The organism is Acinetobacter sp. YH12072 (assembly GCF_013419565.1).
Taxonomy (GTDB): domain Bacteria; phylum Pseudomonadota; class Gammaproteobacteria; order Pseudomonadales; family Moraxellaceae; genus Acinetobacter.
In genome coordinates, this window is sequence record NZ_VOZV01000072.1 from 1 (window position 1) to 4,774 (window position 4,774).

The window sequence follows — 4,774 nt, forward strand, 5'->3', positions numbered from 1 at the left end:
CTAGAAAGTCAACCAGTAATGAAAATTATTTTTAAACTTTCTTTCTAAAACCTAACTTAACCATTTCATGCTAAGTTACTGTTTTATCAGGAGTTTTGATCTTCATCACCGCCGATGGATGTGCATTCTACAGCATTTCAGAGGGCTTGCAACACCTTTTTCAAATAAATCTTACCGCATGTCTAATTTTTAGCCTTTTATGAAGTTTTTATTCATTTATTATACAATTTTGCTTAAATTACGCCTATTCCTAGTAATACAGTTTATTACTCCGGGTTAAACAACGCCACTATACTCAGAACAAGGCTTTGGGGTTTCCTTATGCATCGCTCTATTTATTTATCTTTATGCTTATTTTCTTTGGCCTCTAGCCCATTAATTTTTGCTGAAGACACTACTCAGGCTGAACAGACTGAAATAGAAACTGAATCTTCTACTACTGCTACGGTTCCACTCAGAGAAAAAATATCTTCTAAAGTGAGTCACCTGCAAACCCAGCTAAAAGTCGATGCTAGTGCTGCACAGGCTGAAGAAGTTAAAGATCCTTTCCAGGGCTGGAATAGAAAGGTGTATCAATTTAATGATGCAATCGATCAGGCAGTTGTTCGCCCCATTGCGGTTCAGTATCAGGAAAAGGTTCCTCAAGATGTGCGTGGCAGCTATACCCAGTTCCGTAGCAATTTAGGTGAACCATGGAATGCGGTAAACCAGTTGATTCAAGGCCGTCCTGCTCGTGCCGCAAAGTCTTTGGGCCGTTTTACCATTAATACCTTAACTACTTTAGGTCTGGCAGATCCTGCCCGGCGTCTGGGACTGGATCATGAAGATGAAAAGTTCGGGATTACGCTAGGTTATTACGGTGTACCTTCCGGTCCTTATGTGATGTTACCGTTCCTAGGCCCAAGTTCTGTGCGTGATACTTTCGGTATGGCAGTCGATAGCCAGACCCGTCCACAGAAATATATTCTTGAAGATGATGAAGGCTTGTATTGGGGTGATCAATTCTGGCGTGCAATTGATAATCGTGCAGAATTACTTGATATTGAAGGTGTGTTAACAGGTGATCGTTATGCACAAATTCGCGATATTTATTTGCAACGTACCAATTATATGATCGCCCAGAAAAAAGGTCTGGAACAGGAATCTTTATTCCTTGAAGATGACTTCGATGATGAAAATCTTGAAGATGAATCTTTCGATGAAAATGAGACTGAATCTTCTAGTGATGACCTTTGAAACCTAAGCTCAATGATGATTTTCTAGCGAAAACCGTTCGCTAGCAATCATTTGCTTGTTATAGTACATCTTATAACTCATCCCAGGATCGAACTACCTGTCTATGTATTTCATTCAACCTACCCGTGATATTCCTTATTTAGATCAAGTGCTTGAGAAGCTTCCGCACGTTCAAGTAATCAAGTTGGAAGATCACGAGTTGTACGATGCGACGATTATTGCCATTGCAGATGTACATGATTATCTGAAATATAAGTGGAACCTTCCGACTGTCGTATTAGCGCTGGAAAATGAAGGAACAGCCTTGGCACAAGCTTGGGAACAAGGTGCTTTGGCAGGCTGGATCTGGGATAAACTGCCTGAACAACCCGATATCGCATTACAAAAAATCGATGCGCAATATAAGCGTAATCAGGATAGTCGTGATCTTCCTTCAGCAGCAGAGCTACAAAAACGTTTGCTACCGAATGAAATTGAATTAACCAATTATGCGGTTGAAACCTATTTTCAGCCTTCTGCCTATCTATCTGGCGATTGGTATGATTACTGGAAAATCAGCGATAAAGAAGTCATTTTCTATCTGGCAGATGTTTCTGGTCATGGCGTTACCAGCAGTTTATTAACATCCTGGATGGCAGCCTTTCATGGACGTTCGAAAACGCCTCGTGAGCTGATCAAGAAGCTGAACGGGATGCTGGTTCAGGAAAATATTGAAAAACATATCACCATGATAGCCGGAATTCTAAACCTAGAAAGTCATGTCTTGAAATGGTCCAGTGCTGGCCACTACCCTCCTCCGATTATCTTTGAACCGAATCAGGAACCTAAAATCCTGTCATCCAGCAGCTTTCCTCTTGGCCTCACTGAAGACCTTGAGGTAGAAGAAAATGAATATATCCTCAGCCGCAATGCACGATTTATTATCTGTTCAGATGGAGCATTGGAGCCGTTTAACGGCGGTCTGAATGAACAATTTTCCCAATTATTGCATCACTTACAGAACGAATCCTTCGAAGCACCCGAACATGTTGCCGACGATATTGCCATTCTCAGCTTTATAAGAGTGAAATAGCAGTATAATCACAAGCTTTATAAGCACTTAATTTGATTGCGACTTTCAGCTACTTGAGTATCCGTAGACCCTATGGGATAATTTAATATCCTTCTCTGCAAATGGCATTTATATGTCAACAGGTCATGTTGAATATGCAAGCTTGAATGGAACGCATATTTTTAAGCTTATCGGCGAAGTGCGGGCCCAATCTTGTATTAGTCTAGACAAATTACTGAACAAACTTGAGCAGCAGGACAACGTTGTTGGCGCAATTGTTGATCTGACTGAAACCAGCTTTATTGACAGCACTGTACTGGGTGTCCTAGCAAAATTAGGACTTAAACTTAAGCAGCTCCATAAGATCCAGGCGGTGATGTTGTCGACTAACTCTGATATCACGACTCTGGCCAACAGTATGGGCTTGGGGCAGGTCTTTGTCATTTTGGATTACTGCGGTGATTCAAATGTATGTACGCGTAAACTGATGGAAGAACATGTGACGCATCAAGCAATGCTGAAAACTGTTCTAGATGCACACAAAACTTTAATGCGGTTAAATCAGAGCAACCAGAATATGTTTGAGCCCTTGGTCAAACAGTTGCAAAAAGAACAAGATAATCTAGATCAAGTGTCTGAACAAAAGGTATGAACACACAATAAGGAATCCCTATGACTTTACTTTCTGTTGCACAGATGAATTCCCAAAATGAAATTGAGCAAAATTTCATGACCATCGAATCATTAATTCAACAAAGTAAAGCAAAAGGTGCTGAGCTTATTGTCTTTCCTGAAAATTTCGTCTGTTTTGCTGCTGGTAAGCAGCGCGAAACTGCAGCTCAATTCGAGAGCATTCAACAACGTCTGGAACAACTAGCGCATCAATATCAGATCTGGATTATCGCAGGGACATTACCCTGTCCTTATCGTCCTGATGGTTCGATTATTGAAGATGGCCGAGTTCGTACCGTTAGCTTGTGTATTAGCCCAGAAAAAACTGAAGCCCGCTATGACAAGATTCACCTCTTTGATGTACAGGTCGGTGATGCTGTTGGTGGCTATCAGGAATCCCAATTTTTTGAACCAGGTACCGATGTTGTTGTTGCGAAAACACCTTTTGGCAATATCGGTATGATGGTCTGCTATGACCTGCGTTTTCCTGAACTTGCGCTTCATTTACGTGCCCAAGGCGCGAATATTTTAACTGCGCCATCTGCCTTTACTTACACCACTGGCCAAATGCACTGGCAATTATTATTGCAAGCACGTGCTATGGATACCCAATGCACAGTTCTCGGTGCTGCTCAACAGGGTTGGCATGGTGAAAAACGTCAAACTTGGGGACATGCCGCTGCCACAAACAGCCGTGGTCAACTTCTCGATATGGTGCATGCGGAAGGCGCACAGATTATTACGGTTGATTTTGATTTGACTGGGCAGGCCAAAGTGCGTGAGTCTATGCCACTCATGCAGCATCGCAAGCTACTAAAGTTCTCTTAAGTCAGACTTTTTACCGCATTCTCATTCGCTTGCATAAATTAACAAAATCCCTGCTTATTCTTCCCTAGAAATTATGGAGCATAGAAGTTCCATAAAAGAACAAGCAGGAAATACTCTCATGTCATTAGAAAAAGCAGTATATACCGCACGTGCCAAAGCTACAGGCGGTCGAGATGGCCGTGCAACCTCTGACGATCAGATTCTGGATGTGAAACTGGCAGTGCCCAAGGAAATGGGTGGCCCAGGTGGCGGGACCAATCCTGAACAATTGTTCGCTGCAGGTTATTCAGCCTGTTTTTTAGGTGCCATGAAGTTTGTTGCCAACCGGGATAAAATCAATATTAGCAAAGATGCCTATATTGAAGGTGAAGTTGGCATTGGTCCGATTCCTACCGGTTTTGGCATTGAAGTGACTTTAAATATTCATTTAGAAGGAATGGAACAGGACGAAGCTCAAAAGCTGGTCGATGCCGCACACATCGTTTGTCCTTATTCAAATGCAACCCGAAACAATATTGATGTTACTTTGAATGTCATCACCTAAGTCTACATAAGCATTCCACTCTCTATCCTGAAAAATCAGAAGTCATTTCAGGATAGAGCTGATTATTCTTATAGAATTTTGATCAAAATTACTGTGTGCTATTTCATAGAAAAATAGGGTGTGTTGACACTTTTAGCTTAAAAAATAGCGAAGTAGCAAAATCAAATCGCCAAACCCAATTTTACTATTCGCTATGCCTCGTACCATGCTGACAGATCAACACTGGCAAAAGTTGAAAACTATTTTGCGTAATTTATCTATTCATCACAACTCAAATTTACGTAATTTTATTGAAGCTATTCTCTATAGAATTAGAACAGGTTGTCCGTGGCGAGATATTCCTTCTTGTTTTGGTCATTCAAACTCTATTTTCAAACGTTTTAATCGTTGGTCAAGCAGCGGTAAGTTACTTAGATTATTCAAATTACTAGCCTCATGCCCCG

6 protein-coding genes are annotated in these 4,774 nt (G+C 41.3%); all 6 read left to right on the forward strand.

The annotated features are described in order from the left end of the window. Positions 1-321: 321 nt before the first annotated feature. Positions 322-1,236 (forward strand): VacJ family lipoprotein, encoded by a 915-nt coding sequence (locus tag FTU19_RS15805; RefSeq protein WP_159123041.1) that lies wholly within the window; start codon positions 322-324, stop codon positions 1,234-1,236. A 103-nt stretch (positions 1,237-1,339) separates the two neighbouring features. After that, entirely contained in the window at positions 1,340-2,308 is a 969-nt protein-coding gene (gene gigA, locus FTU19_RS15810) for an RsbU family protein phosphatase GigA (protein WP_004783531.1), read from the forward strand. 112 nt (positions 2,309-2,420) lie between these two features. After that, on the forward strand, positions 2,421-2,939 hold the full coding sequence (gene gigB / locus FTU19_RS15815; RefSeq protein WP_004783532.1) for an anti-anti-sigma factor GigB: 519 nt from the start codon (positions 2,421-2,423) through the stop codon (positions 2,937-2,939). Between the two features lie 20 nt (positions 2,940-2,959). Beyond that, on the forward strand, positions 2,960-3,787 hold the full coding sequence (locus FTU19_RS15820) for a carbon-nitrogen hydrolase family protein (RefSeq protein WP_159123043.1): 828 nt from the start codon (positions 2,960-2,962) through the stop codon (positions 3,785-3,787). A 118-nt stretch (positions 3,788-3,905) separates the two neighbouring features. After that, entirely contained in the window at positions 3,906-4,331 is a 426-nt protein-coding gene (locus FTU19_RS15825) for an organic hydroperoxide resistance protein (RefSeq protein WP_004783539.1), read from the forward strand. A gap of 193 nt (positions 4,332-4,524) precedes the next feature. Continuing rightward, positions 4,525-4,774: transposase (locus FTU19_RS15830; protein ID WP_180031403.1), on the forward strand; the 250-nt coding region annotated here is incomplete at its 3' end.